We start from the raw sequence: 21334 nt of genomic DNA, 5'->3' as shown, positions 1-21334 counted from the left end.
AGATGGCGTAATGTTACGGTTATTGCTGAAAGGAATTTTCAATGCACGAGCCGGACGCGCAGACGCGAGAACTGATGCTGGAGAACGAAACCCTGCGTTCCCGCATGGCGTACTTGCTCGAGCAGGCCGAGCGCAACCACTCGATCATGACCCGCCACCAGGCCTTCGACCTGCAGATCGTGGGCGCCGGCTCGTTCCAGGAACTGGTGTCAACCATCTTCGGCACGCTGCCGCTCATCTCCGAGCTGGACACCGTGACCCTGGCGCTGGTGGACCCGGACGCCGACATCTACACCGTCATGCACAAGCTGGGCGTCGACTACGAAGAGCTGCCCAACCTGCTGTTCTGCGAGCAGGCGGACGAACTCGGGTTCAAGGCGGCGGAGGGACGGCCTCCGCGTGCGGTGCTGGGGCCGTATGCACCGTCGCGCCATGGCGCGATGTTCCCGCATCCGCCCAAGGGCCTGCAGAGCGTGGCCCTGGTGCCGCTGCTGCGCAATACGCGCCTGATCGGTAGCCTGAACCTGGGCAGCTCGGACCCGAACCGTTTCACCCCGGCCCTCGGCACCGATTTCATCGAGCACATGGGATCGATCGTCGCGATCTGCCTCGAGAACGTGATCAGCAATGAGATGCTCAAGTTTATCGGACTGACCGATTCGCTCACCGGCGTCTACAACCGCCGCTACATCGACCGCCGCCTGGTGGAAGAGATCGCGCGGGCGCGCCGCCAGGGTTACCGCATCTCCTGCATGTACATCGACATCGATCACTTCAAGCAGGTCAACGACAGCGTCGGCCACCAGGGCGGCGACGACGTGCTGCGCGAGGTGGCGCAACGCATCAAGGCCGAACTGCGCATCTCGGACGCGCTGGGACGCTTCGGCGGCGAGGAATTCGTGGTGCTGCTGATCGATGCCGACCTGGAAAGCGCCAGCATGGTGGCGCAGCGCATCCGTAACAGCGTGGCCCTGAACCCGGTCGACCTGAGCACGGGCGAGCAAGTCTCCGTGACGGTGTCGATCGGGGTGGCGACGCTCGACGATTTCGAGCGCGACCATGCGATCGAGGGCGTGGCCCAGGATCTGGTGGCGCAGGCGGATACGGCGCTGTATCAGGCCAAGGCCAAGGGCCGCAATCGCGTGGTTTCGCTGTCGTAGGGTGGACGGCTTCGCCGTCCGCGCGTTCAACCGTCGCCAATGGAAGCGTAACGCGTCAATTCATACGTGATCTGAACGCGCGGACGGGAGACCCGTCCACCCTACGAAGATCAGAGCAACCGGCTTTCGGCGCGGCTGACCGCTTCGCCTTCGCCGCGCAGCACCAGCACATCGCCCGCCAGCAGGATCGTCTCCGGATCGAAGCCCAGGCTCTGTCCATTGCGCCGAACGGTCGTCACCTCGGCGCCCACTTCCTCCAGCGCCAGCTCCCCGATGCGCTTGCCGATGCCGATGGCGCCGCTATGCAGCGTCACCGAATGCAGGCGCACGTAGGTGTGTTCCAGGTCGTCCGAGACGTCGCTCGCGCCGTGGAAGTAGCCGCGCAGCGAGGCGTAGCGCTCGTCGCGCGCCGCCTGCACGCGGTGCACCACGCGGCGCAGCGGCACGCCCATCGTCACCAGTGCATGCGAGGCCAGCATCAGGCTGCTCTCCAGCGCTTCCGGCACCACCTCGGTGGCGCCGGCTTTTTTGAGCACATCGAGGTCGCTGTCGTCGTGGCTGCGCACGATGACGGCCAGGTTCGGCGCCAGCTCGTGTACCAGGTGCAGCACCTTGAGCGCCAGGCGGGTGTCGGCGAAGGTGATCACCAGGGCGCTGGCGCGGTTGATGCCGGCCGCGATCAGGCTTTCGCGCCGCGCCGCGTCGCCGTAGGACACACTGGCGCCGGCCGACTGCGCTTCCTGCACCCGCTCCGGGTCCAGGTCGAGCGCGTACCAGGGCAGCTTCTCTTCGGTCAGCAAGGTCGCCAGGCTCTGGCCGCTGCGCCCGAAGCCGGCGATGATCACGTGCTTCTGGGTCTTCATGGCGCGGCTGGCGATCTGGGTCAGCTGCAGCGACTGCATCATCCATTCGTTGGAGGAGAGCTTCATCACGACGCGGTCCATGTTGTCGATGACGAAGGGCGCGACCAGCATCGACAGCACCATCGAGGCCAGCACCAGTTGTAGAAGGAAGGGATCGACCAGCTTCGAACCCATGGCCAGGTTCAGCAGCACGAAACCGAATTCGCCCGCCTGCGCCAGTGCCAGGCCGGTGCGCATCGCCACGCCGTCGCTCGAGCCGAAGGCCTTGGCGAGGGCCGCGATGATGGCGAACTTGAGCAGCACCGGGAAGATCACCAGCGCCAGCACCAGCCACCAGTGCTCCAGCACCAGCCCGAGGTTGAGCAGCATGCCGACCGTGATGAAGAATAGCCCGAGCAGCACGTCGCGGAAGGGCTTGATGTCTTCTTCCACCTGGTGCTTGTACTGGGTCTCGGAAATCAGCATGCCGGCCACGAAGGCCCCCAGCGCCAGCGACAGGCCAGCCTGCTCGGTGACCCAGGCCAGGCCGAGCGTCACCAAGAGCAGGTTGAGCATGAACAGCTCCTGCGAGCGGCGCTTGGCGACGATGGTGAACCAGTTGCGCATCAGCTTCTGGCCGAACTTCAGGAGCAGGGCCAGCACGAAGGCGGCCTTCAGCGCCGCCCAGCCGAGCGTGATCGCCAGTTCCTCGGCCGGCCGCGCCAGCGAGGGGATGAGGATCAGGAGCGGCACCACCGCCAGATCCTGGAACAGCAGGATGCCGATGATGCGCCGTCCGTGTTCGCTTTCCAGTTCCAGGCGCTCGGTCAGCATCTTGACCACGATCGCGGTCGACGACATGGCCAGCGCCCCGCCCAGGGCGAACGCGGCCTGCCAGCTTACGTGCAGGGCAGGGGCCCACCAGGAAATGAACAGGCCGAACACCATGGCGGCCAGGATTGTCAATACGACTTGAGCCATACCCAGCCCGAATACGATGCGCCGCATCGATTTGAGCTGGGCCAGGGAGAATTCGAGTCCGATGGAAAACATCAGGAACACAATGCCGAACTCGGCCAGCGCATGGGTGGCCGGGCTTTCGTCGGCAAGGGCTAGCGCATGGGGACCGATCAATACGCCGGCGGCCAGATAGCCGAGCATCGGCGGGAGGTGAAGCATCCGGAAGGCGACCACGCCGAGCACGGCGCAGCCCAGCAGGAGCAGGGTCAGTTCAAGTCCGGAATGCATTATCCCCAGTTGTTTTTTCGTTATCGTTGTAGTGGTTTGTTACGACTGGCAAGTTTTTTGCTTACCCAATTCGTTTATACTGCCAACATGAGTGTAACCCATGAAAAAATAATGCTGAAAAGTTTTGACGCGGACCAGGCCCGCCGTGTGCTGGAGCTGGGCCGCGAGACCCTGGCCATCGAAGCCGACGCCATTCGCGCCCTGCACGCGCGCCTCGGCGACGACGACAATTTCGTGCGCGCCGTCCAGCTGCTGTACGGCTGCAGCGGCCGCGTGGTGGTCTCGGGCATGGGTAAATCCGGCCACATCGCCCGCAAGATCGCCGCCACCTTGGCCTCGACCGGCACCCCGGCCATGTTCGTGCACCCGGGCGAAGCCGCCCACGGCGACCTCGGCATGGTGACCTCGCACGACGTCTTCATCGCCATTTCGAATTCCGGCGAATCGTCCGAGCTGCTGGAAATCCTGCCGGCCATCAGGCGCATGGGCACGCACGTCATCTCGATGACCGGCAAGCCGCATTCGCGCCTGGCCAAGCTGTCCGAAATCCACCTCGACATCTCGGTGGCCAAGGAAGCCTGCACCCTGAACCTGGCGCCGACCACCAGCACCACCGTCACCCTGGCGATGGGCGATGCCCTGGCCGTGGCGCTGCTGGATGCGCGCGGCTTCCGCGAGGAAGACTTCGCGATGTCGCACCCGGGCGGGGCCCTGGGCCGCCGCCTGCTGACCCACGTGCGCGACGTGATGCGCAGCGGCGACGCGATTCCCGCGGTGTCGCCCGACACCCCGCTGGCCCGCGCCCTGCTGGAAATCAGCCAGAAGGGCATGGGCATGACAGCCGTCGTCGACGCTGAACGCCGCCCGGTCGGCGTGTTCACCGACGGCGACCTGCGCCGCCTGATCGAGCGCGTGCAGGACTTCTCGAACATCACGATCCGCGACGTGATGCACGCGAACCCGCGCCGCATCTATCCGGAACAGCTGGCGGTCGATGCCGTCGCCGTCATGGAAGAGTTCCGCATCAACCAGATGCTGGTCGTCGATCAAGATGACCGCCTGGTCGGCGCGCTCCACATCCACGACCTGACTCGCGCCAAGGTGATTTGATGACTCCGTTGGAATACATGCAGCGCGCGGCGCGCGTGAAAGTGATGATCTTCGACGTCGACGGCGTGCTCACCGACGGCAGCCTGACCTATGGCCCGGACGGCGAGGTCACCAAGACCTTCAACGTGCTCGACGGCCTCGGCATCCAGCTGCTGAACAAGACCGGCGTCAAGACCGCCATCATCAGCGCGCGCAAGTCGCCGATCGTGGTCAAGCGCGCAGCCGACCTGGGCATTTCCCACGTCTACCAGGGCATCCACGACAAGCGCGTCGGCTTCACTGAACTTCTGGCGGCAACCGGAGTCACTCCCGAGGAGTGCGGCTACATCGGCGACGACGTGATCGACCTGCCGCTGTTCACCCGTGTCGGCTTCGCCGTCACCGTGCCCTCGGGCCATCCGGAAGTGCAGCACCGCGCCCACTACGTCACGAAAAATGCGGGCGGCCGCGGCGCCGTGCGCGAGGTCTGCGACCTCGTCATGCGTGCGCAGGGCACTTATGAACAGGCGCTCGCGCCGTACTTTGCATAACGACCCAGCATGGTCAACTACAAGCGCACCGCCCACCGCTGGAAGCTCCTGACGGTCATGATGATCGCGGTCTTCTGCGCCTTCGGCAGCTTCTGGCTGGTGCAGCTGATGGAGAGCGAGGACCCTGACGGCCGCCTCGGCGGTCCGCTGAGCGAGCCCGACTACATCGTCGAGAATTTCTCCTTCGTGCGCATGACGGAAGAGGGCAAGCCGAGCTACGTGGTGACGGGCAAGCGCCTGGCGCATACGCCGGAGGGCGACGTCTCCGTGGTCGAGCAGCCGGCCATGCAGGGCATGACGCCGGGCCGTCCGCGCACCGACATCGTCGCCCAGCGCGCCCGCATCCACCACGAGGAACACCGCGTCGAACTGCTCGGCAACGTCGATATCCGGCGTCCGGGCACGCCGACCAGCGAAGCGCTGCGCGTGCGGACCCAGGCGCTGACCGTGCTGCCCGACGAGGAAATCCTCAAGACCGACAAGCCGATCGAGATGCAGCTCGGCGCCGCGACCGTGACCGGCACCGGCATGGTCGCCAACAACGCGACCCAGAAGCTGCACCTGGCCAGCCGCGGCCAGATCATCTATCCGCCACGCCAGCGCCGCGAATAAGCGGCGCCGCGTGCAACCCAGGACAAGCAACATGAAAAAACTCATCGCAGCCGCCTGCCTCACCCTGGCCGCCTTCGGCGCCTCGGCGGAGCGCGCCGATTCGCTCAAGCAGGCCGTGATCAACTTCGATTCGCTCGACGTGGACGAGGTCACCCAGACCCGCATCCTGACCGGCAACGTCGTGCTCACGCGCGGCACGCTGGTGCTGAAATCCGACCGCGCCCTGGTCAAGGAAACGCCGGAAGGCTACATGAGCGTGACCCTTACCGCGAACAACGGCAAGACCGCCACCTTCCGCCAGAAGCGCGACGGCGGTCCCGACCTGTGGGTCGAGGGCCAGGCCCAGCGCATCGAATACGACGAGCGCGCCGAACTGGTGAAGCTGTTCACCGCCGCCGAAGTGCGCGAGCTGGAGAGCGGCCGCATGACCAACGAGATCAAGGGCCCCTTCATCTCCTACGACAACCGCCGCGAAGTCGCGCAGGTGCGCAACGACGCCAGCGGCGCCAGCAAGGTGGGCGGCGGCCGCGGCACCCTGATCATCGCGCCGCGCCGCACCACGGCGCCGGCAGAAGGTGCCAAGCAATGACGGCATCCATGACGGCGGCGATGACCTCGGCGGGCGAGGGCTGCAGCACCCTGATCGTCAAGGGCCTGCAGAAGAGCTACGGCAAGCGCCTGGTGGTGCGCGACGTGTCGCTGCAGGTGGAGTGCGGCGAAGTGGTCGGCCTGCTCGGCCCCAACGGCGCCGGCAAGACCACCTCCTTCTACATGATCGTCGGCCTGGTGCCCTCGGACGCCGGCACCATCGACATCAACGGCACCGACATCTCGAGCCTGCCGATCCACCGGCGCGCGGTGCTGGGCCTGTCCTACCTGCCGCAGGAAGCCTCGGTGTTCCGCAAGCTGACGGTGGAAGACAACATCCGCGCCGTGCTGGAACTGCAGCGCATGGACGGCAAGCCGCTCAGCAAGGACCAGATCAACGAGCGCCTCGACACCCTGCTGGCCGAGCTGCAGATCGAGAAGCTGCGCGAGAACCCGGCGCTGTCGCTGTCGGGCGGCGAACGGCGCCGCGTCGAGATCGCGCGCGCGCTGGCGACCAATCCGCGCTTCGTGCTGCTGGACGAGCCATTCGCCGGGGTCGACCCGATCGCGGTGATCGAGATCCAGCGCATCGTGCGCTTTCTGAAAGAGCGCAACATCGGCGTCCTGATCACCGACCACAATGTGCGCGAGACGCTCGGCATCTGCGACCGCGCCTACATCATCAACCAGGGCGCGGTGCTGGCCTCGGGCCGGCCTGACGACATCATCGCCAACGAAAACGTGCGGCGCGTCTACCTCGGCGAACACTTCAGGATGTAATGAAACAATCCCTGCAGCTCCGCACCTCGCAGCACCTGGCGCTCACGCCGCAGCTGCAGCAGTCGATCCGGCTGCTGCAGCTGTCCACGCTCGAACTGCACCAGGAGATCGAGCAGATCCTGCACGACAACCCCTTGCTCGAGCGGCTCGACGATCCGCTCGACCGCTCGGTGCGCCTGCTGGCCGACGGCGCCATCAACAGCGCGCCGGCGAGTGGCGAAGCGCCGGCGCCGCAGCCGGCGGCCGAAGAAGGCGCCAAGGCGGAAGGCGAGGGCTTCGATGAGGGCGGCAGCGAGGGCGAGCGCGGCGAGGCCGACAGCGACTGGGGCGGCGAGGGCGGCGGCGCCCGCAGCGGCGACGACGAGGATGGCCGCCCGCAGCTGGAAGCCGGGAGCATCAGCTTGCGCGAACACCTGGCCGAACAGATCCGCATGTGCGCTTGCACCCAGCGCGACCGCGCATTGGCCGAGCTGGTGATCGACGCGCTCGACGACAACGGCTACCTGGAAGAGCCGCTCGACGAGATCCATGCGCGCCTGCCGGAAGAACTCGAGATCGAGATGGACGAGCTGCGCTGCGCGCTGGCGCTGGTGCAGAGCCTCGATCCGGTCGGCGTCGGCGCGCGCAGCGCGGCCGAGTGCCTGGCGCTGCAGATCCGCCGTATGCCGGGCGTGCCCATGGTAACGCGGCGCCTGGCCCTGAAGATCGTCGAGGGGTATTTGACCTGGTTCGCCCAGCGCGAGTACACCAAGCTGAAGAAGGCGCTCGACTGCGACGACGAAGACCTGCGCGAAGTGCAGGCCGTGGTCCGCCAGTGCAATCCGCACCCCGGCGCGGCCTTCGGCGCGGGCGTGTCCGACTACGTGGTGCCGGACGTGATCGTGCGGCGCGCCAAGAGCGGCTGGGCGGTGTCGCTGAATCCGGACGTGATGCCGAAGCTGCGCGTGAACTCCCTGTACGCCAACCTGCTCAAGCAGGGAAAGAGCGAAAGCCAGATGGGCGCACAGCTGCAGGAAGCCAAGTGGCTGATCAAGAATATGCGCCAGCGTTTCGACACGATCCTGCGTGTCGCCGAGGCAATTGTCGAGCGCCAGCGCAACTTTTTCAGCCACGGCGCGGTTGCCATGCGCCCTCTTGTTTTGCGTGAGATAGCTGATACACTAGGCCTACACGAGAGCACGATCTCACGTGTAACCACGCAGAAATACATGCTGACCCCGCACGGCATGTTCGAGCTGAAGTACTTCTTCGGAAGCCACGTCGCCACCGAAGCGGGGGGAGAAGCCTCCTCGACGGCGATCCGCGCACTCATTGCGCAATTGACAGGAGCAGAAGACCCTAGGAACCCATTATCCGACAGCAAGATCGCGGAGATGCTCGGGGAACAAGGTATGGTCATCGCGCGCAGGACGGTTGCCAAGTACCGTGAAGCGCTCAAGATTCCGCCCGTCAGCCTCCGCAAATCCCTGTAAAGCTACTGCCCACTCTCACCTTGTGGCGCGGGCAGGGCACCTTCCCTAAGGAGTGTGTATGAACCTCACAATCAGCGGCCACCATCTCGAAGTCACCCCCGCCATCCGTGAATACGTTCAGAATAAGCTCGAGCGCATCACCCGCCATTTTGATCACGTGATCGACACCCACGTGTTCCTTGCCATCGATAACCTCACCGAAAAAGAAAAGCGGCAAAAGGCCGAGATTAACCTTCAGGTATCGGGCAAGATTTTGCATGTGGCAAGCGCGGCGCAGGATCTGTACGCAGCGATCGACACGCTGATGGACAGGCTGGACAGGCAGGTTCTGAAACACAAATCCATGCTTCAAGACCATAACCACGTGGCGCACAAGCGCCTTCCGGACAACGGAGAAGCCGCCGCCGCGTAAATAACGGGCGACCGCACACCAGCAAGGGCGTCTGAGGGGACGCCCTTTTTGCGTTTACTGCGCTTGTTACTTTTCGACGCTTCCAGTTTTACGCAGGTGTTCTGTAGAATGCATGTCTTTTCGACCACAGCACACCATCATGACCGATACCGTCCTGACCCGCGTCGCCAACCGCACCGGCGTCATCACGCTCGACCGGCCGAAAGCCCTGAACTCCCTCTCGCTCGACATGGTGCGCGCCCTGACCGCCATTTTGCTGCAGTGGAAGGATGATGCGGGCATCGAGGCGGTGGTCATCACCAGCAGCAGCGAGAAGGCCTTGTGCGCCGGCGGCGACATCCGCTTCTTCCACGAGATGGGCCAGGTCGGCCCGACTGGCGGCAGCGCCCTGCTGGAAGATTTCTTCACCGAAGAATACGCGCTCAACCACCTGATCCATTTCTACCCGAAACCCTACATTGCCGTGATGGACGGCGTGGTGATGGGCGGCGGCATGGGCATCGCCCAGGGCGGCCCGGACTGCGGCCTGCGCATCGTGACCGAGCGCACCAAGATGGCCATGCCCGAGGTGAACATCGGCCTGTTCCCGGACGTCGGCGGCAGCCACTTCCTGTCGCACGCGCCGGGCCAGCTGGGCCAGTACCTGGGCCTGACTGGCCTGACGATCGGCGCGGCCGACGCGCTCTACGTGGGGCTGGCGGACGTGTTCGTGCCGGGCGCCGAGCTGGCCGGCCTGATGGCGCTGGTGGAGTCGACCCCGGGCGCGCAGCTGCCGGCGTCGATCCGCAGCTTCGCGTCACAGTTTGCCGCGCAAGCGGGTGCGAGCGAGCTGCAGGCCCAGCGCGCCGTCATCGACGCGCATTTCGGCGCCGCCACGGTGGGCGCGATCATGGCATCGCTGGCGCGCGACGAGAACCCGTTCGCGCAGAAGGCCTTGAAGGCGATGCGCCAGCGCTCGCCCTTGATGATGTGCGTGACGCGCGAACTGCTGCTGCGCGGGGCCGCGCTGGACGTGGCGGACTGCCTGCGCATGGAACGCAACCTGGTGCGCCGCAACTTCGAGCACGGTGAAGTGCTGGAGGGTGTGCGGGCGCTGGTGATCGACAAGGACAACCAGCCGAAATGGAATCCGGCGACGCTGGACGAGGTGACGCCGGAGATGGTGGCAAGGTTCTTCGAGCCGGTGTGGCCTGAATACGCGCACCCGCTGCGGCATCTTTCCTAAGCTAACGCTCGATCCGTCATCCCGGCGCAGGCCGGGATCCAAGTTTGCGTGCGCAGCGGCTACGCTGGACGATAAAGGCACGCAACGAACTTGGGTTCCGGCCTTCGCCGGAACGACGGTTTGAAAGCTGGTGGTGCTAATTACACCGTAGCGTGCTTGGGCTGCTCCCGATGCCGAACGATCACCCGCTCGCTCTTCCCGAAGTAAGCCCCCAGCCTTTCCGCCATGTACACCGAGCGGTGCTGCCCGCCGGTACACCCCACCGCCACGGTGAGATAGGAACGGTTGTCCGTCTTGAACGAGGGCAGCCACTTTTCCACGAAAGCGCGGATGTCTTCCAGCATGTCCAGGGCGCTCTGCTGCGCGTCGAGGAAGGCGATCACGGGCGCATCCTTGCCGGTGAGGGGACGCAACGCCAGGTCGTAGTAGGGGTTGGGAATCGCGCGCACGTCGAACACGAAGTCGGCATCCAGCGGCACGCCCACCTTGAAGGCGAAGGATTCGAAGAACAAGGTCAGCGGCGCCTGTTCGATGTCGGTCAGTTCCTTCACCCAGGCGCGCAGCTTGTTGGCCGAGAGTTCCGAGGTGTCGATCACGTGACCCAGGTTCTCGATCGCCGACAGGCGCTCGCGTTCCTCGGCGATGCATTCGATCAGGGTGCGGCGCGAAGCCGGGTTTTCGCCCGGGCGCAGTTCGTGCGACAGCGGGTGGCTGCGCCGGGTTTCGGAAAAACGCGCGACCAGCGAATGGGTGCTGGACGTCAGGAACATCACCTTGACCTTGTGGCCTTCTTCCTTCAGGTGGCGCACGCTCACCGGCAGCTCCACCAGCGATTCGGCGCTGCGCGCATCGACCGCGACGGCGATCTTTTCCGTGCCTTTTTCACTGACCGCGTAGACCAGGGCCGGCAGCAGGGCCGGCGGCAGGTTGTCGACGCAGTAATAGCCTGCGTCTTCCAGGACGTTAAGGGCAACCGACTTGCCCGAGCCGGAAATACCGGTAATGAGGACGATGTGCATGTGGCAATGATACCCCAAACGGGTAGTTGGCCGGGTCAGTCGCCGCTCATGGCCTGGCGCTGCCGCTCCATGAACTCCTGCAGCGTGTCGATGCCGCGCAGCTGCAGGATGGTGTTGCGTACCGCGGCCTCCAGCAGCACCGCGATGTTGCGGCCGGCCGCCACCGGGATCACCACCTTGCGCACCGGCAGGCCGAGCACGTCTTCGGTCGGGAAGTGGAAGGGCAGGCGCTCGACTTCCTCGTCGAGCGCGCCGCGCTTGACCAGGTGGACGATCAGCTTCAGGCGCATCTTGCGGCGCACCGCGGTCTCGCCGAAGATCGCCTTGATGTCCAGCAGGCCCAGGCCGCGCACTTCCAGCAGGTTCTGCAGCAGCGGTGGGCAGCGGCCCTCGATCATGTTCGGCGCAATGCGCGAGAACTCCACCGCGTCGTCGGCCACCAGGCCGTGCGAACGCGAGATCAGTTCCAGGCCCAGCTCGCTCTTGCCGAGGCCCGAGTCGCCCGTGATCAGGACGCCCACGCCCAGCACGTCCATGAACACGCCGTGCATGATCACGCGCTGCGCCAGCTTCTTGGACAGGTAGACGCGCAGGAAGTCGATCACCTGCGCCGCCGGCAGCGGGGTCGAGAACAGGGGGATGTTCTGCTCGTCGCAGATGGCGAGGATGTCGGGCGGGGTTTCGAGGCCCTGCGCGATGATCAGGGCCGGCGGGCCGCCGCCGATCAGCTCGCCGATCACGTGGGTGCGCGAGCTGGATTTCAGGCGGTGGTAGTAATTCAGTTCCTGGTGACCGAAGACCTGGATGCGGCCCGGGTGGATCAGGTTCAGGTGGCCGACCTGGTCGGCGGCCGAGGCCGCGTCGCCCGCGATCTGCCGCTCGCCGCCGGGGAAACCGGCGAACCAGCCGAGCTGGAGGCTGTCGCGGTTGTCGTCGTACAGCCGTTGGATGGTCAGCGGAGTTTGCAGCATGGGCATGTCATCAAGGTCGCGGCGAATTGCCGCGTAGACAGTTTAGCCCAAAGCCTGCAGGCTGGGTTGCCAGTTGATGATGCGCTCGTAGACCGATTTCGGATCCGGGTCGGTGGCCAGCGCATTGCGCACGGCTTCGTCCGAGAACAGCTCGGCGATTTCCGACAGGATCTCGAGGTGCTGCTGGGTCACGTGGTCCGGAATCAGGAGGAAGAACAGCAGGTTGACCGGCTGGCCGTCCGGCGACTCGAAAGGAATCGGCTCCTTCAGGCGCACGAAGGCGGCCAGCGGCGACTTCAGGCTCTTGGAGCCCTTGACCCGTCCGTGCGGCACGGCGACACCATGGCCGAGGCCGGTGGAGCCGAGACGCTCGCGCGCGAACAGGTTGTCCGACACGGTCGAGCGGGCGATGCCGCAATTGTTTTCGAAGATCAGGCCGGCCTGCTCGAATGCGCGCTTTTTGCTGGAAACTTCCAGGTCCAGCTGCACGTTCTCGAGCGAGAGGATTTTGCTAAGGTTCGTCATGACTAGTGTGCGATGCACAGGGTAGCTGCTTGCGAGGCGGAATTATAGGCCTGTTTCAGAGCAGTGACATTCGATTTCGCATCTGTACGGGCATACAGTCGACAAGATGGGGACGACTCGGCAAAAGCCTAGGGTTTTGTTATGAAATCTGCCTCGCAACAAAACGCAATTTCCTAAGCGAAAACGTCCGGAAAGCACCGCAAAACGGGCGCAACGCGGCCCTGTCGCCATCTTTTAGACGTATGTTGCCCTTATTTTAAGCAGCCGGTTTCGTGCCATTTTGGCACGAAAAGATGTGTTCCGGTGTGGCTGAAAACGCACAGCCGCCCTTGCGGCCTGTTATTGACGCGCGGTGCGCAGGTTGCCCGGCTTGCCAGTGCTGAAATTCGCGCGCCAGGGGTTGATGTCGAGGCCGCCGCGGCGGGTATAGCGCGCATAGACCGCGAGCTTGGTCGGCTTGCACTGGCGCAGCACGTCCATGAAGATGCGCTCGACGCATTGCTCATGGAATTCGTTGTGCTCGCGGAAGCCGATCAGGTACTTGAGCAGGCCTTCCTGGTCGATCTGCGGGCCGACGTAGCGGATCTGCACGGTGCCCCAGTCCGGCTGGCCGGTGACCAGGCAGTTCGATTTCAGCAGGTGCGACACCAGGGTCTCTTCGACCGGGCCTTCCGCGTGACTGGCCGACAGCAGCGCCGGCGACGGGACGTACTGGTCGATCTCGACGTCGAGGCGGTCGAGCAGGGTACCCTCGAGCTCGCCCATCTTCAGGCTGCCGAAGGCATCCGGGGTAGTGATGCTCACGTGGACCGGGGCGCCGAAGGCGCTTGATAAATCCTGGCGCAGCAGCTCGCCCAGTGCATCGACGCCGGCCACGCGGGTCTGGTTGAAGGAGTTCAAATAGAGCTTGAATGACTTCGATTCGACGATGTTGGGCGAATCGGCGGGCGCCGTGATGGTGGCGATCGCCACCTGCGGCTTGCCGCGCATGTTCAGCCAGGACAGCTCGTAGGCGTTCCAGATGTCGACGCCGAAGAAGGGCAGGGTGCCGCTGCCCAGGCCGATCTCTTCGCGCTTTTGCAGGCGCGGGATCGGGAACAGGAGCTCGGGGGCGTACTGGCTCTGGTACGCGGAGGATTTGCCAAGAGGCGATTGGTCAGGAGTATTCATCATTCATCGATTGCGGATCCGGCCTGCATTGTGTGCAGCGCCGGATCGCGTAGGGGGATCATGTCCCCAAAAACAGTTTGTAGACCGGATTGGCACTCTCGTCCCAGTACCGGTAGCCCAGCGTGGCCAGGAACTGGCGGAACTCGTCCATCTCCGCCGCCGGCACCTGCAGGCCGACCAGGATGCGGCCCACGTCGCCGCCCTGGTTGCGGTAGTGGAACAGCGAGATGTTCCAGTTCGGCGCCATGCTGTCCAGGAAGCGCATCAGCGCACCGGGCCGCTCGGGGAATTCGAAACGATACAGCAATTCGTCCTGCGCCAGCGCGCTTTTTCCGCCCACCAGGTGGCGGATGTGCAGCTTGGCCATCTCGTCGTGGGTCAGGTCGAGGGTGCGGAAATCGTGCTCCTCGAAGGTACGCGCCAGCAGGCCGGATTCGCTGCGGCTGCCCACCTGCACGCCGACGAAGATGTGCGCTTCGCGCGCGTCGCTGATGCGGTAGTTGAACTCGGTGACGTTGCGTGGGCCGACCAGCGCGCAGAAGCGCCGGAAGCTGCCGCGCTGCTCGGGGATGGTCACCGCGAACACGGCCTCGCGCGATTCGCCCAGCTCCGCGCGTTCGGCGACGAAGCGCAGGCGGTCGAAGTTCATGTTGGCGCCGCAGGCCACCGCCACCAGGGTCTCGCCCTTGACCGGGTTGCGCGCCATTTGCGAGCGTTCGATATACGCCTTGGCGCCCGCCACGGCCAGCGCGCCGGCCGGCTCGAGGATGCTGCGGGTGTCCTGGAACACGTCCTGGATCGCGGCGCAGATCGCGTCGGTGTCGACGATGATGATCTCGTCCACCACCTGCTGCGCCACGCGGAAGGTCTCTTCGCCCACCAGACGCACCGCGGTGCCGTCCGAGAACAGGCCGACGTCGGTGAGCGTTACACGCTGGCCGGCCTTCAGGCTCTTGGCCATCGCGTCCGAATCGATGGTCTGCACGCCGATCACCTTGATGTCCGGCCGCACCGCCTTGACGTAGGCGCCCACGCCCGCGACCAGGCCGCCGCCGCCGATCGCCACGAAGATCGCGTGGATCGGGCCCGAGTGCTGGCGCAGGATCTCCATGCCGATGGTGCCCTGGCCGGCGATGACGTCCGGGTCGTCGAAGGGGTGGACGAAGGTCAGGCGCTGTTCCTTCTCCAGCAGCAGCGCGTGGTTGTAGGCGTCGGTATAGGAATCGCCGTGCAGGACCACCTCCACGCTGGCACCGCCGCGCGCCTTGACCGCATCGATCTTCACCTGGGGCGTCGTGGTCGGCATCACGATCAGGGCACGGCAGCCGAGGCGCGCCGCCGACAGGGCCACGCCTTGCGCGTGGTTGCCGGCCGAGGCGCAGATCACGCCGCGCTTGATCTGCTCCGACGTCAGGTTGGCCATCTTGTTGTAGGCGCCGCGCAGCTTGAAGCTGAACACGCTCTGCATGTCTTCGCGCTTGAAGTAAATGCGGTTGCCCATGCGGCCGGACAGGGTCGGCGCGTACTCGAGCGGGGTTTCTTGAGCGACGTCGTAGACGCGGGCGGTCAGGATTCTCTTGAGGTAGTCGGTAGTCATGGTCGGCAATCGGGAGTGATGCAATGCCGGCGGGGATGGGCCGGCGGGTCCGGACGACGCACACTGTTTTGCTCGGAGGGTGACCGGGGCGTGTAGTGACGATAACAGGGTCTGGATATCAGGCGCGGCGTATCGTGTCGTTACGTTAAGTGATCCTCATTATAATGGACACCTATCGCAAATGCTCGAGGCCCTTCTTCCCGATGATCGAAAACGCCGTTCTCTGGCTGCTGAACGTCCTTGCCGCGCCGACCGTCGGGCTGACCTCTATCTTCGTCATCAGCTTTATCTCGGCAACATTGCTGCCGCTCGGCTCGGAACCGGCCGTGTTCGCCGTGGTGAAGGCCAACCCGGCCATGTTCTGGCCGGCCGTCTTCGTGGGCACCCTGGGCAATACCCTGGGCGGAGCGGTCGATTACTTCGTCGGCTACCGCGCCAAGATCGCCTTCGCCAAGGAGCGCCAGAGCCGCTGGTTCGGCTGGCTCAAGAAATACGGCGCCAAGACCATGCTGCTGTCCTGGGTACCGGGCGTGGGCGACCCGCTGTGCACCCTGGCCGGCTGGCTGCACCTGCCGTTCTGGCCGAGCGTGATGTACATGGCGATCGGGAAGTTCGCGCGCTACGTGAGCATGACGGCGATCCTGCTGTACATCCCGGACGGGTTCTGGAAGAGCGTGGGCGCCTTCTTCGAGCGGCTGATCGGCTGAGTCCTTCCTGCGCGTGCACGACTATCTTTCCGCCAGCAGCATCATCGACTTCGACCATCCGGAGGTACTGGCTACGGCGCACCGCCTGGCGGCCGGCGCCGGTTCGAAAGCCGACATCGTGCGCGCCTGCTTCGCCTTCGTGCGCGACGAGATCGCGCACAGCGCGGATTACCGGCGCAATCCGGTCACCTGCCGCGCATCGGATGTGTTGCGCCACCGGACAGGCTTCTGCTACGCCAAGAGCCACCTGCTGGCGGGCCTGCTCAGGGCTAACGGCATCCCGGCAGGCTTGTGCTACCAGCGCCTGGCGACCGGCGACAGCACCGCTCCCTATTGCCTGCACGGACTGAATGCGGTCTACCTGGCTGATGTCGGCTGGTACCGGCTCGACCCGCGCGGCAACAAGGCCGGCGTGGATGCACGCTTCGATCCGCCGCGCGAGGCGCTGGCCTTCGCGGCGCACGGGCCGGGTGAGGGCGACCTGCCCGGGATCCACGCCGAGCCTTTGCCGGTGGTTACCGAGGTCCTGGAGCGCTGCGGCAGCTACCAGGAGGTGCTGGCCTGTCTGCCAGATCTCGCCCCTGGCGAGTATGATGCGAAGCCATGAACAAGCCTCCAAGCATCCGCTCACTGATCCTGTTTCTCGTCCTGCTGGCGATCTTCGGCGTCTTCGGCGCCAAGTACATGCTGGGCAAGCATTCGGCGTCCACGACGGACCAGCTCGCCATCGTCTGGCCCAATATCGCCGGCATGCCGGCGCAGGAACGCGCCTTCCTCGTCGAACTTGCCCTGACCTGCAACGTGGTGGCCCGCCAGCCGGTGCGTGCCGAGGTCATCGACTGCCTGCGTTCCACCACCGCGCAGATGCAGCCGGGAGCGAACCAACGGCTGGACCGCCTCATCCAGGAGGCGCCGCCTGCCGCCCAGCCGCGCTGATGCGCTGTGACAGGAAGGCATGCAGCTGCGCAGCCGGCAGCGGCTTGCTGTACAGGTAACCCTGGAAGGACGTACAGCCGCAGCACACCAGCAGGTCGCGCTGCTCGCCCGTCTCGACGCCCTCGGCAATGACGGACAGTCCCACCGCCTGTCCGAGCGCGATGATGGCCTTGACGATGGCCAGGTCGTAGTGATCGTCCAGCAGGTGATGCACGAAGGACTGGTCGATCTTGAGCTGGTCGAGCGGGAGCCGTTTCAGGTAGGTGAGCGACGAGTAACCGGTGCCGAAATCGTCCAGCGAGAAACAGACCCCGTGTTCCTTGAGCCGCTCGATCTTGCCGATCGCACTGTCGATGTCCTCGACCAGCAGCGACTCGGTCAGCTCGATTTTCAGTTTGTGGGGATCGGCCCCTGAAGCCGCCAGCACGCTGAGCACGTCGGCGACGAAATCCGGCTGGCGAAACTGCAGCGCGCTGACGTTGACCGACACCGACAGGGCCGCCGTCCCCGGATCGGCTGCCAGCCTGACCAGTTGCGCGCAGGCTTCTTCCAGCACCCAGCGTCCGATCGGCAGGATCAGGCCGGTATCCTCCGCAAGGGGAATGAAGCTGCCGGGCGGGACCAGGCCGCGTTGTGGGCTTTGCCAGCGTACCAGCGCCTCGACGCCCGTGACGCGGCCTTCGCTGTCCAGCTGGGGCTGGTAGTGGAGCACGAGTTCGCCGCGTTGCAGGCCCTGGCGCAGTTCGGCCTCGAGTTCGGCGCGCGCCAGCGCATTCGCCTGGATCTTCGGATCGAAGAAACACACGGTATTCCGTCCAGCCGCCTTGGCTTGGTACATCGCCAGGTCGGCGCGTTTGAGCAATTCGGACAGCGTGGCCGTACCGGGGCCGAACAGGGCGACACCCAGGCTCGGCGTGACCTGGCGCTCGTGTCCGTCCAGCTGGTAGGAGCCGTTCAGGGCATCCAGGATACGCCGTGCGACGCCGGCGGCGTGGCGCGCCGCAGCCTCCCTGCATACGCCGATATCTTCCAGGACGATGACGAATTCGTCGCCGCCGAGCCTGGCCACCGTATCGCGCTCGGCGATGCTGGCGACCAGCCGCCTTGCGACCAGGTCGAGCAGCAGGTCGCCATTGTCGTGGCCGAGCGTGTCATTGATGTTCTTGAAATTGTCCAGGTCGAGCAGGAGTACCGCGCCGACGCGTCCGAGGCGTGCATGCAGGGTCACGGCATGCGAGAGGCGGTCCATGAGCAGCTGCCGGTTCGGCAGGCCGGTGAGCGGATCGTAGAAGGCAAGCCTGCCGATCTCTTCATGGGCCAGCTTCATGTCGTGGATATCGGTCGTGGTGCCGTACCACTTGCTGATCTTTCCTTGCCCGTCCCGGATCGGCATGCCCTTGGCCAGGTGCCAGCGGTAGCTGCCGTCGGCGCGGCGCAAACGGTATTCGGCCGAGAACACCGCGCCGGTCTGCACCGACTCCGCCCAGACGCTCAGCGTGCGCTCGACGTCGTCGGGATGCAGCAGGCCGATCCATTCTTCGCCGATGTTGGTCACATCGGGAAGGCCCGCATAGTCGATGATCGCCCGGTTCGCATAATCGATCATGCCGTCCGGGGTCGCCGACCAGACGACGTGAGGCATCGAGTCGGCCAGGTGGCGGAGCCGGTCGCGCTGCGGCTCGGGCTCGGCGCGCATGCGGCGGCGCAGCTCGAGCTGCGCCATGGCTGCCTGTGCCAGGGTGTGCAAGCCTTCCAGCTGGGCAGGCGTGGGCGTGAAGGGCGCATCGTGCATGACCGACAGGGCGCCCAGGACGGCACCGTCGGCGCTCACCAGCGGCACGCCGGCGTAGGATCGCCAGGCATGCCATTCCTGGGGCGTCTCGCCGCGCGGCAGGGCCTGCAGGTCGGCAATCACGAGCTCGGTCCGGTTTTCCACGACCCGGGCGCCGAGCGAGTCCTGGCGCGTCACTTCCATGGCGACCAGTCCGACGGCGGCCTTGCGCCATTCACGGGCTGCGTCCACGAAACCGAGCGCCGCCATGGGGGCGCTGCACAGCGTCGCCGCCAGGCGCACCAGGCGATCGAAGACCAGCTCGGTATCCGTGTCGAGAATCTCGAAGGATTGCAGCGCTTTCAGACGGGATGATTCGATCGTATGATGAGAAGTCATGTTCAGCCGAAACCATTCAGCGTCGCCGCCGGATCGCCCCATTCTAGTCACGAATCATGAAACCCCGAGCTTGATTGCATGTCGTTAAGGAGGTCGCCGATGCTGGATGCGCTACAGGAACTGATGCGTCCACCGCCGGGCATGGCCTTCGACTTCAGCCAGCCGCCCGGCGAGCCGGCGCTGGCCCCGGCGGACGGCGTGTGCTGGCGGGTGTTCGCCAACCCGGTCTCGCTGTTCATCGGTGGGGTGGCGGCGGTGCTGCTCGAGCTGGCCGAGCCCTCGGTACGCGCGGGCGTGTGGGAGCAGGGCGGTTTCCGGCGCGATCCGGTGCTGCGCCTGCGCCGCACCGGCTTCGCCGCCATGATGACCGTCTACGGCCCGCGCTCGCATGCGGAACAGTTGATCGCCCAGGTGGTGCGAATGCACGACCGGGTGCAGGGCAGCACGCCCGACGGCCGCATCTACCGCGCCAACGATCCGCGTCTGCTCGACTGGGTGCATGCGACCGCCACCTTCGGCTTCACCGAGGCCTATCACCGCTACGTGCGCGCGCTGTCGCCGCTCGACAAGGATGCCGCCTTCGCCGAAGGCGGACCCGCCGCGCGGCTGTATGGCGCGCTCGGTGCGCCGTCCTCGTGGGCGGCGTGGGAAGAACTGCTCGCCGCAACCGCGCCCGGCCTGGAAGGCTCCGGCACGCTGGCGGAATTCATGCGCATCGTAGCAGCGGCGCCGCTGCTTCCGGCGCCGCTGCGCCGGCTCCAGCACCTGCTGGTGCGCGCCGCCGTCGACATCACGCCCGAGCCGGTGCGTTCGCTGCCGCAGTTGCGCCGCCACGGCCTGCGGTTCGGCGAAGCGGCGCTGCTGCGTGCGCTGGCCCGTGGCGCCGCGCTGCTGCCGCTGGGCGATACGCCGCCCGTGCAGGCCGCCCGGCGGCTGGCCCAGAAGCAGACATCACATGGCGAAGCCGCTTGCAATAGTGCTGCGAAGAAAATTAAGTGACACGTTGTTTTCTCTTGGCAATATCTGTTATCTGTCGAGAATTTTTACACTGCAATTTGTTCCAAATTCTAAACCTATGATTCCATAGGGATAAATTCTCTGGCATGGAATTTGCGTTAATTGAGTAACGGTTTGATTGCGGAACTTTTACTGTTGGTGAGTTTCCGTAGAAAAATCGACGAATTTAACAAAGCCTAGTCAATTGCAACTATTCCTGAAAGAACAGCACCATGAACATTCGTCAATCCCTCAAGGCAGCCATTGTTGCAGTCCTGCTCGGCGGCACCTCCCACGCCATGGCGGACGTGATCCAGGTTAACGCGAGCGGCCTGCCTGCAGCCACCACCCTGATGACGGCCGGCGCCTATCAAGGCAGCTTCAACCTGAACGGCCTCCTGGGCCTGCCAAGCGCCTATACCATCAACAGCCTGACTTTCTCGTTCACCTTCCTGGACGATGCTACCGATCCGTTTACGACCGAGGTCGGCAACAAGACGTACGTTGGCACCTCGACCACCATCGCGGGCGACCCCAGGGTTGCAACTACGACGACTAGCTATCAGGTAGCCGCAAGCAAAACAGGTGAGAAAGAATCGATCACGCTGACGTTTGATAACGTGAACTTCTTCAGTGGCCAGACTGCGAAAGGAACTGATCAGGTTTCGGGGCCGGTACCCACATACACAAATCCGGTTGCAGCCGGGATCGTAAAAGCGAAAAACGGCAGTACCACGGTTTGCACTCCGCAAGAACTTAGTCAGGGTAGTTCGTGCAAGGACGTCCCTCATCAAACCGTCGAGGCAACCGCGACCACGACGACGACGACCGACTATACCGGCGGCTTCACGATCGGCAATTCGGTGCTCGCCAGCCTTCTGCAGGACAAGGTACTGAACTTCAGTTTCGACCTGACCGGCGACCTGTTCCTGACCGGTGCGACCCTGGATGTGAATTTCACCGAGACCGTGACGCCGCCAGTTGGTAATGTGCCGGAACCGGCGTCGCTGGCGCTGTTCGGCATCGCCCTGGCTGGTATCGCAAGCGTACGCCGCAAGCCCCGCGCCTGAACACAAGCTGCAGGCGTGACAAGCCTGTAGCGGGCCTTCGAAACACCTCGCACGGCGCAAGCCTGCGAGGTGTTTTTCATTGCGGACTGTGTGCATGATCGATGCCTTCAAGCTTATGCAATCAGCCATTTTTTGCCTGCGTGCAAAGAAATGGCGGTCGAGAACCGCATTTTGCAAACGAAATTTGAACTGAT

The 21334-nt window shown here is 64.8% G+C and carries 21 protein-coding genes; 14 read left to right on the top strand and 7 right to left on the bottom strand.

Translation table 11 applies throughout. The annotated features are described in order from the left end of the window. The first annotated feature begins 41 nt into the window (after positions 1-41). Positions 42-1160, top strand: coding sequence for a DUF484 family protein (locus ACSQ25_RS22455; protein WP_436107859.1), 1119 nt, complete (start codon positions 42-44; stop codon positions 1158-1160). Positions 1161-1270: 110 nt separating this feature from the next. Here the strand turns inward: ACSQ25_RS22455 and ACSQ25_RS22450 are convergent, their stop codons facing one another. Continuing rightward, positions 1271-3250, bottom strand: coding sequence for a cation:proton antiporter domain-containing protein (locus tag ACSQ25_RS22450; RefSeq protein WP_436107858.1), 1980 nt, complete (start codon positions 3248-3250; stop codon positions 1271-1273). Positions 3251-3337: 87 nt separating this feature from the next. Here ACSQ25_RS22450 and ACSQ25_RS22445 point away from each other — a divergent pair, with 87 nt between their 5' ends. From ACSQ25_RS22445 to ACSQ25_RS22410, 8 genes are all read left to right on the top strand, one after another. Then, positions 3338-4360 (top strand): KpsF/GutQ family sugar-phosphate isomerase, encoded by a 1023-nt coding sequence (locus ACSQ25_RS22445; protein WP_436107857.1) that lies wholly within the window; start codon positions 3338-3340, stop codon positions 4358-4360. Continuing rightward, entirely contained in the window at positions 4360-4890 is a 531-nt protein-coding gene (locus ACSQ25_RS22440) for a KdsC family phosphatase (RefSeq protein ID WP_436107856.1), read from the top strand. The genes ACSQ25_RS22445 and ACSQ25_RS22440 overlap by 1 nt, the downstream gene beginning before the upstream one ends. 9 nt (positions 4891-4899) lie before the next feature. Further along, entirely contained in the window at positions 4900-5502 is a 603-nt protein-coding gene (gene lptC / locus ACSQ25_RS22435) for an LPS export ABC transporter periplasmic protein LptC (protein WP_436107855.1), read from the top strand. A gap of 31 nt (positions 5503-5533) precedes the next feature. Beyond that, the gene (gene lptA / locus ACSQ25_RS22430) at positions 5534-6091 is read left to right on the top strand and encodes a lipopolysaccharide transport periplasmic protein LptA (protein ID WP_436107854.1); all 558 of its coding nucleotides are present in this window, start codon (positions 5534-5536) and stop codon (positions 6089-6091) included. Beyond that, the gene (lptB, locus tag ACSQ25_RS22425) at positions 6088-6870 is read left to right on the top strand and encodes an LPS export ABC transporter ATP-binding protein (RefSeq protein ID WP_436107853.1); all 783 of its coding nucleotides are present in this window, start codon (positions 6088-6090) and stop codon (positions 6868-6870) included. Before lptA ends, lptB begins: the two co-directional genes overlap by 4 nt. Then, complete coding sequence (locus tag ACSQ25_RS22420) at positions 6870-8342, top strand: RNA polymerase factor sigma-54 (RefSeq protein WP_436107852.1); 1473 nt, start codon at positions 6870-6872, stop codon at positions 8340-8342. Before lptB ends, ACSQ25_RS22420 begins: the two co-directional genes overlap by 1 nt. Positions 8343-8400: 58 nt before the next feature. Continuing rightward, positions 8401-8754: a ribosome hibernation-promoting factor, HPF/YfiA family gene (gene hpf / locus ACSQ25_RS22415; protein ID WP_159698125.1), complete on the top strand. Its 354-nt coding sequence runs from the start codon at positions 8401-8403 to the stop codon at positions 8752-8754. Between the two features lie 139 nt (positions 8755-8893). Beyond that, entirely contained in the window at positions 8894-9979 is a 1086-nt protein-coding gene (locus ACSQ25_RS22410; protein ID WP_436107851.1) for an enoyl-CoA hydratase/isomerase family protein, read from the top strand. Positions 9980-10119: 140 nt separating this feature from the next. On the opposite strand, the gene rapZ is transcribed toward ACSQ25_RS22410, so the two are convergent. The 5 genes from rapZ to ilvA all read right to left on the bottom strand — a co-directional run bounded on the left by rapZ (position 10120) and on the right by ilvA (position 15261). Beyond that, a complete protein-coding gene (rapZ, locus tag ACSQ25_RS22405) occupies positions 10120-10998 on the bottom strand; it encodes an RNase adapter RapZ (RefSeq protein WP_436107850.1) in 879 nt (292 codons plus the stop codon). Positions 10999-11033: 35 nt separating this feature from the next. After that, positions 11034-11969: an HPr(Ser) kinase/phosphatase gene (gene hprK, locus ACSQ25_RS22400; RefSeq protein ID WP_436107849.1), complete on the bottom strand. Its 936-nt coding sequence runs from the start codon at positions 11967-11969 to the stop codon at positions 11034-11036. Between the two features lie 42 nt (positions 11970-12011). Then, entirely contained in the window at positions 12012-12494 is a 483-nt protein-coding gene (locus ACSQ25_RS22395; RefSeq protein WP_436107848.1) for a PTS sugar transporter subunit IIA, read from the bottom strand. A 339-nt stretch (positions 12495-12833) separates the two neighbouring features. Continuing rightward, positions 12834-13667 carry an NADPH-dependent 7-cyano-7-deazaguanine reductase QueF gene (queF, locus tag ACSQ25_RS22390; protein WP_436107847.1) on the bottom strand — a complete coding sequence of 278 codons (834 nt, stop codon included), beginning with the start codon at positions 13665-13667 and terminating at the stop codon, positions 12834-12836. A 55-nt stretch (positions 13668-13722) separates the two neighbouring features. Continuing rightward, a complete protein-coding gene (gene ilvA, locus ACSQ25_RS22385; RefSeq protein WP_436107846.1) occupies positions 13723-15261 on the bottom strand; it encodes a threonine ammonia-lyase, biosynthetic in 1539 nt (512 codons plus the stop codon). Positions 15262-15464: 203 nt separating this feature from the next. Here ilvA and ACSQ25_RS22380 point away from each other — a divergent pair, with 203 nt between their 5' ends. Genes ACSQ25_RS22380 through ACSQ25_RS22370 form a run of 3 tightly spaced genes read left to right on the top strand, consistent with a single transcriptional unit; the run spans position 15465 to position 16904 of the window. Further along, a complete protein-coding gene (locus ACSQ25_RS22380) occupies positions 15465-15968 on the top strand; it encodes a YqaA family protein (RefSeq protein ID WP_436107845.1) in 504 nt (167 codons plus the stop codon). A 13-nt stretch (positions 15969-15981) separates the two neighbouring features. Beyond that, a complete protein-coding gene (locus ACSQ25_RS22375; protein WP_436107844.1) occupies positions 15982-16575 on the top strand; it encodes a transglutaminase-like domain-containing protein in 594 nt (197 codons plus the stop codon). Then, entirely contained in the window at positions 16572-16904 is a 333-nt protein-coding gene (locus tag ACSQ25_RS22370) for a hypothetical protein (protein ID WP_436107843.1), read from the top strand. The genes ACSQ25_RS22375 and ACSQ25_RS22370 overlap by 4 nt, the downstream gene beginning before the upstream one ends. Here the strand turns inward: ACSQ25_RS22370 and ACSQ25_RS22365 are convergent. Then, a complete protein-coding gene (locus ACSQ25_RS22365) occupies positions 16867-19074 on the bottom strand; it encodes a putative bifunctional diguanylate cyclase/phosphodiesterase (RefSeq protein WP_436107842.1) in 2208 nt (735 codons plus the stop codon). The two genes, ACSQ25_RS22370 and ACSQ25_RS22365, sit on opposite strands and share 38 nt — an antisense overlap. Before the next feature lie 99 nt (positions 19075-19173). Between ACSQ25_RS22365 and ACSQ25_RS22360 the strand changes: the two genes are divergently transcribed. Both ACSQ25_RS22360 and ACSQ25_RS22355 read left to right on the top strand, forming a co-directional pair. Continuing rightward, positions 19174-20073 carry an oxygenase MpaB family protein gene (locus ACSQ25_RS22360; RefSeq protein ID WP_436107841.1) on the top strand — a complete coding sequence of 300 codons (900 nt, stop codon included), beginning with the start codon at positions 19174-19176 and terminating at the stop codon, positions 20071-20073. Between the two features lie 230 nt (positions 20074-20303). After that, positions 20304-21140: a PEP-CTERM sorting domain-containing protein gene (locus ACSQ25_RS22355; RefSeq protein WP_436107840.1), complete on the top strand. Its 837-nt coding sequence runs from the start codon at positions 20304-20306 to the stop codon at positions 21138-21140. Positions 21141-21334: the final 194 nt, after the last annotated feature.

Source organism: Massilia sp. LjRoot122, from assembly GCF_964252725.1.
Taxonomy (GTDB): Bacteria; Pseudomonadota; Gammaproteobacteria; order Burkholderiales; family Burkholderiaceae_D; genus Telluria.
This window is presented reverse-complemented; position numbering and strand designations above follow the sequence as displayed.